Origin of the sequence: Promineifilum sp. (SeqCode) (genome assembly GCF_041918635.1) — a bacterium.
GTDB lineage: Bacteria > Chloroflexota > Anaerolineae > Promineifilales > Promineifilaceae > Promineifilum.
Genome location: NZ_JAYRVJ010000038.1, coordinates 1 through 5,113, shown reverse-complemented (window position 1 = coordinate 5,113; position 5,113 = coordinate 1). Strand labels below are relative to the sequence as shown.

The 5,113-nt window shown below is 61.5% G+C and carries 8 protein-coding genes, 1 tRNA gene and 1 pseudogene; all 10 read right to left on the bottom strand.

All coding sequences use genetic code 11. The features are described from left to right. Positions 1–212: 212 nt before the first annotated feature. Positions 213–911, bottom strand: coding sequence for a nucleoside triphosphate pyrophosphatase (locus ACE3UY_RS01260; protein WP_374685736.1), 699 nt, complete (start codon positions 909–911; stop codon positions 213–215). A 74-nt stretch (positions 912–985) separates the two neighbouring features. Next, positions 986–1,375: a 50S ribosomal protein L7/L12 gene (gene rplL, locus ACE3UY_RS01255; protein ID WP_374685735.1), complete on the bottom strand. Its 390-nt coding sequence runs from the start codon at positions 1,373–1,375 to the stop codon at positions 986–988. 119 nt (positions 1,376–1,494) lie between these two features. Beyond that, positions 1,495–2,043: a 50S ribosomal protein L10 gene (rplJ, locus tag ACE3UY_RS01250; protein WP_374685734.1), complete on the bottom strand. Its 549-nt coding sequence runs from the start codon at positions 2,041–2,043 to the stop codon at positions 1,495–1,497. A 197-nt stretch (positions 2,044–2,240) separates the two neighbouring features. Beyond that, on the bottom strand, positions 2,241–2,942 hold the full coding sequence (gene rplA, locus ACE3UY_RS01245; protein WP_374685733.1) for a 50S ribosomal protein L1: 702 nt from the start codon (positions 2,940–2,942) through the stop codon (positions 2,241–2,243). Between the two features lie 110 nt (positions 2,943–3,052). Further along, on the bottom strand, positions 3,053–3,478 hold the full coding sequence (rplK, locus tag ACE3UY_RS01240; RefSeq protein ID WP_374685732.1) for a 50S ribosomal protein L11: 426 nt from the start codon (positions 3,476–3,478) through the stop codon (positions 3,053–3,055). A gap of 109 nt (positions 3,479–3,587) precedes the next feature. Next, positions 3,588–4,187: a transcription termination/antitermination protein NusG gene (gene nusG / locus ACE3UY_RS01235; RefSeq protein ID WP_374685731.1), complete on the bottom strand. Its 600-nt coding sequence runs from the start codon at positions 4,185–4,187 to the stop codon at positions 3,588–3,590. A gap of 40 nt (positions 4,188–4,227) precedes the next feature. Continuing rightward, complete coding sequence (secE, locus tag ACE3UY_RS01230; RefSeq protein WP_374685730.1) at positions 4,228–4,461, bottom strand: preprotein translocase subunit SecE; 234 nt, start codon at positions 4,459–4,461, stop codon at positions 4,228–4,230. 69 nt (positions 4,462–4,530) lie between these two features. Further along, a tRNA-Trp gene (locus tag ACE3UY_RS01225) sits at positions 4,531–4,603 on the bottom strand. A gap of 69 nt (positions 4,604–4,672) precedes the next feature. After that, complete coding sequence (rpmG, locus tag ACE3UY_RS01220; RefSeq protein ID WP_374685729.1) at positions 4,673–4,837, bottom strand: 50S ribosomal protein L33; 165 nt, start codon at positions 4,835–4,837, stop codon at positions 4,673–4,675. Positions 4,838–4,930: 93 nt separating this feature from the next. Continuing rightward, positions 4,931–5,113 (bottom strand): annotated as a pseudogene (gene tuf, locus ACE3UY_RS01215) (elongation factor Tu); the annotation flags it as partial.

Sequence of the window (5,113 nt, the reverse complement as noted above, 5' to 3'; positions counted from 1 at the left end):
GATGACCATACTGCTGATCGTGCCGGCGTCGTTGTAGGCCGGGAAGAAGGCCGAGATGCTGTAGTTATCTTGAGCCATACACACACGATCATACCCGCTTGGGCGTCGCGGGGCTAGGCTAAGAATGGGACGCTGGTGAACACCGATGACGGACGCTATTTCCGCAAATAAGCCACCCAAAGAATCGGCGTGAAATCAGTCCAATCAGCGTGCTATGCTTCCCACCACAGACTATCCAAGATCGGGCAAGGATAGCCCTGGTGGGCGGCGGCCAGCGCGGCTCGTTCGGCGCGGGTGGGCACGTCCAGGCGTCGCAACAGCAGGATTAGCTCGCACAATGACAGACCCATCACCCCCAAATAGCAGCCGTCCAGCCGGGCTACCGGGCTGAACGCCGGGTGCTGAATGGCATAGGCCCCCGCCTTGTCCAGCGGGTCGCCCGTGGCGACGTAGGCATTGATCTCATCCGGTCGGTAGGCGCGCATGGTGACGGCCGCCGTGTGGACGGCGCTCAGCTCGCGCCCTGCTGCCGGCTCGACGACGCACAGCCCCGTGTGCACCTCGTGCGTGCGTCCGGCCAGCGCGCTAAGCATCTGGCGCGCCTCGGCCGCGTCGCGCGGCTTGCCCAGAATCTCGCCGGCCAGGGCTACGGTCGTGTCGGCGGCAATGACCAACCGCCGCCCGTCGTCTCGAAACGCTCCCGGCTCGGTCGTCTGGATCGCCGTCTCGGCGGCGGCCACCAACTCAGCTTTGTGCTGCGCCGTGCGCAGCACGTAGATCGCCGGACCGGCCTCGATGTGCGCCTCCTCATCCGCCCCGGAGATGACGCACTCGTAAGGGTAGCCCAGCAGGCCGAGCAACTCCCGCCGCCGCGGCGACTGGGAGGCCAGGATGAAGCGAATATCGTTCATGGGGAAATAAAGAGACCGGCATACTCTCAGCAGTAGGCCGGTCTCTTCGCCGTCAGTTCGGTTAAAACCGCAGCTTATTTGACCTCGACGACGGCGCCGGCCTCTTCAAGGGCCTTCTTCGCGTCGGCGGCCTGCTCCTTCGTGACGCCTTCCATCAGGACGGCCAGACCCTCGACCGCGTCCTTGGCCTCTTTCAGGCCCAGGTTGGTCAGGGTGCGGACGGCCTTGATGACCTCGATCTTCTTCGGGCCGATGTCCTTCAGCTTGACGGAGAACTCAGTCTGCTCCTCGACCTCTTCGGCCGGAGCCGCGGCCGCGCCGGCCATCATGCCGGGCATCATGCCCATCGCCATCGGCGCGGCGGCGCTGACGCCCCACGCCTCTTCCAGCTTCTTGGTCAACTCGGCGGCCTCCAACAGGGTCAGGCTGCTCAGGTCTTGTACCAACTTATCCAGGTCTGCCATTGTCTTATGTATCTCCTCTGCATGTAGAACAGGTTTCTTACCTGTTTTCTGTCGTCTATTTGGTTCGAACGGGGTTAAGCCCCATGTCACAGGTTAAGAAACCTGTGCCACGAAATAAGTTAGGCCGCGGCCGGTTCGGCGGCGACGTTCTCGTCCTTCTTGGCGTAGGCGTCCAGGACGTTGACGACCTGGCGCACGCCATTGGTGACGGCCGATACGATGCCCTGCGCGGGGGCGCTGATCAGGCCCAGGATTTGGGCGCGCAACTGGTCGAGCGACGGCAGGGTCGCCAGCGCTTCCACCTCGGCCGGGGTCAGCGGCCGGTCGCCGAGCATACCGCCGACGATCTTCAGCTTATCGTTGGCCTTAGCCTGTTCCACCAGAATCTTGGCCAACGCCGGCGCCTCGCCCAGGGCGAAGCTCGTCGCCACCTGCCCGTTCAGCAGGGCGTGGGGCGGCATGCGGTCGATCTCTTCCATCGCGATGCGCAACAGCGTGTTCTTCGTCACGTTGATGCGCCCGTTCGCGTCGCCGAGCTTGATGCGCAGCGCCTCCAGTTCCTTGACGCTCATGCCGCCGTACTGGGTCAGGAAGATGGCCGAGCTTTGCTGGAGCAGTTCCTTGTACTCGCCAACCAGTTCATCCTTGCGTTCTTTCGAGATTGCCAAAAGGTCTCACCTCCTCTAAACGTAAAAGTCCTCATACCGGCCCGGCCGATATGAGGACTCACGTGTCGCCTTGAGGGGCCTGCGCCCGCTCGCGGTTATCGCGTACTTCCCCACCTCGGCCGGCGCTCATTAAGGGCGCTTTTTCACGCCCACCGGCTGTCTCTGGTAGAGACAACAGATATCAGTATCTTCAGTTGTTACAGAGCCGCTTCCACCGGGTCGAGCTTGATGCCCGGGCCCATCGTGTTCGCCATCGTGACACGCTGAATGTACGTGCCCTTGGCCGCCGCCGGCCGGGCGCGCTTTACCGCGCCCATGAAGGCGTTCAGGTTCTCCATCAGTTGCTCTTCGGTGAAGCTCGCCTTGCCGATCGGCACGTGGATGTTGGAAGTCTTGTCCACGCGGAACTCCACGCGTCCGGCCTTGGCCTCGTCAATGAGGCGCGGCAGATCGGCGCCGGGCGCGACCGTGCCGGCGCGCGGGTTGGGCATCAGACCGCGCGGGCCGAGCACGCGACCCAGACGGCCGACCTTGCCCATCATGGACGGCACAGCGATAGCCACGTCGAAATCGGTCCAGCCTTCCTGGATGCGCTTGATCACTTCATCGTCGGCGATGACGTCAGCCCCGGCCTCGCGGGCGATGTTGGCGTCCTCGCCCTCGGCGAAGACCAGCACGCGCACCGTTTTGCCCAGCCCATTGGGCAGCACGACTACGTCGCGAACCTGCTGGTCAGCGTGACGCGGGTCAACACCCAGGCGCATGTGCACCTCGACCGTCGGGTCGAAGTTCGTCGTGACCGTGCTCTTGATCAGCTTGACGGCCTCGGCGCGGTTGTAGAGCTTGCTGCGGTCGACCTTAGCCGCCGCCTCCTGATACTTGCGTCCTCTCTTTGGCATGATTGCTCCTTGTGGTTTTGGCGAACGACGCTGTGGGTCGTTCTCCCACTTTGTGGTGGTCGGTGGTCAGTAATCAGTTTGTGAACTGGCTACTGACCACTAGCCACTCCCTAGTCAGAAATCGTAATCCCCATACTCCGCGCCGTGCCGGCAATGATAGCCATAGCCGCTTCAACGTCGCGGGCGTTGAGGTCCTTCATCTTCTGCTCGGCGATCTCGCGCAGTTGCTTCTGCGTGATGTTGCCGACCTTGTCGCGGTTGGGAATGGCCGCGCCGCGCGGAATGCCGGCGGCTTTCTTTAGCAGGTCGGCCGCCGGGGGCGTCTTCAGGATGAACGTGAAGCTGCCATCCTGAAAGACCGTCACCTCGACGGGCACGATCTGGCCGACCATGTTGGCCGTGCGCGCGTTGTATTCCTTGCAGAATTGCATCAAGTTCACGCCCTGGGGGCCGAGGGCAGTACCAACGGGCGGCGCGGGGTTGGCCTTGCCACCCTGAACCTGAATCTTGATAATCGCTTTTACTTTCTTTGCCATGCTTGTTGTCTCCCGGAGTCCTAGCGCCCGCGTCCGCAGGCTCCTCCTCTGGTGTAGAGCGATTTGGTAAATCCCTCTAACGATGGCGGAGAGATGCTCTCCACCTAGGTTAAACTTTTTCCACGTGCAGGAAGTCGAGTTCGACCGGCGTCTCGCGGCCGAAGAAGGACACCATAACCCGCACCTTGGCGCGCTCCGCGTCGATCTCCGACACCGTGCCGATGAAATCGGCGAACGGGCCAGTGCCGATGCGCACCTTCTCGCCGATCTGGAAGTCGAACTTGACCTTCGGCGCTTCGGCCTCCATACGGTTCATGATCTTGGCAACTTCGTCGGCCCGCAGGGGGGTCGGAACGTCGCCCATGCCGACAAAGCCGGTGACGCCGGGGGTATTGCGCACGACGTACCAGGAATCCTCGCTCAGGATCATCTGCACCAGGATGTAGCCCGGAAAGACGCGGCGCTCCACCGTACGGCGCTTGCCATCCTTGATCTCGATCTCCTCTTCAGTCGGCACCACCACGTCGAAGATGAAGTCCTGCATGCCCATCGTCTCGATGCGCTGCTCGATACTGTAACGCACCTTGTTCTCGTAGCCCGAGTAGCAGTGGATCACGTACCAGGCGCGGCCGTCCTCGTGCGCGGCTTCGTCCGCGCCGGTGTCCAGCAAGTCATCCAGGTCATCCAGCATTTTCTTGTCGTTGTTCATGGGACAGTACCGCAACACAGGCTAGATAGCCTGTGCCACATTACGCGCCGATGATTCGCTCAATGAGGAAACGAATCGAGTTAGAGAACAGCGCGTCCATGGCCCACAGGAAGACGGCAAAAGCGGCCGTCACGCCCAGGACGATGGCCGTCAGACGCCATGCTTCCTCGCGCGTCGGCCAGGTCACTTTGCGCAGTTCGCCGCGCGTCTCTCGCAAATAACGACCAATCGGGTTCTCTTGTGGAACCGCTGCGGTTTCTTCTTTCTTCGCCACGCTTGCTTGTCCTTCTACGGTAGCCTGGAAAAGGCTGGCCTGTAGGCCAGCCTTTTCGCCAATTGCATACAGGGGGTGCAGGAATCGAACCCGCAGCCTACGGTTTTGGAGACCGTCGCTCTGCCAATTGAGCTAACCCCCTTCACAGTTTTCAGTAGGTCAGTATTCAGTAAACAGTTCGAGTACTGAATACTGACCTACTGAATACTTTCTAACGGGTTTCCCGGTGTAAACGAACCTGCCGGCAACGTGGGCAGAACTTGTTCAGCTCGATCCGGTTTGGGTCGTTGCGCCGGTTCTTCTCAGTAATGTAGTTGCGCTCTTTGCACTCGGTACACGCCAGCGTAATGTGCGTGCGTACGGCTTTCTTTGCCATCAGACCATATCCCAGGGGTTAGGGGCCAGGTTCCAGGGGCCAGGGGAAGAAGACTCTTCCCCAGTCCCTAGTCCCTATCCCCTAGTCCCTACTCTAGACCAGAATCTTGGTAATGACGCCGGCGCCGACGGTCAGCCCGCCCTCGCGAATGGCGAACCGGCCGCCTTCTTCCAAAGCCACCGGCGTGATCAGCTTCACCTTCAGGTTCACGTTGTCCCCGGGCATCACCATCTCCACCCCCTCGGGCAAGGTGATCTCTCCCGTCACGTCCATCGT

Bases quoted from the DNA above. Each gene is read 5' to 3' on its own strand.
- rplK (WP_374685732.1), bottom strand. From the start codon at position 3,478: ATGGCAAAGAAAGTAAAAGCGATTATCAAGATTCAGGTTCAGGGTGGC.
- ACE3UY_RS01260 (WP_374685736.1), bottom strand. From the start codon at position 911: ATGAACGATATTCGCTTCATCCTGGCCTCCCAGTCGCCGCGGCGGCGG.
- rpmG (WP_374685729.1), bottom strand. From the start codon at position 4,837: ATGGCAAAGAAAGCCGTACGCACGCACATTACGCTGGCGTGTACCGAG.
- rplA (WP_374685733.1), bottom strand. From the start codon at position 2,942: ATGCCAAAGAGAGGACGCAAGTATCAGGAGGCGGCGGCTAAGGTCGAC.
- nusG (WP_374685731.1), bottom strand. From the start codon at position 4,187: ATGAACAACGACAAGAAAATGCTGGATGACCTGGATGACTTGCTGGAC.
- rplL (WP_374685735.1), bottom strand. From the start codon at position 1,375: ATGGCAGACCTGGATAAGTTGGTACAAGACCTGAGCAGCCTGACCCTG.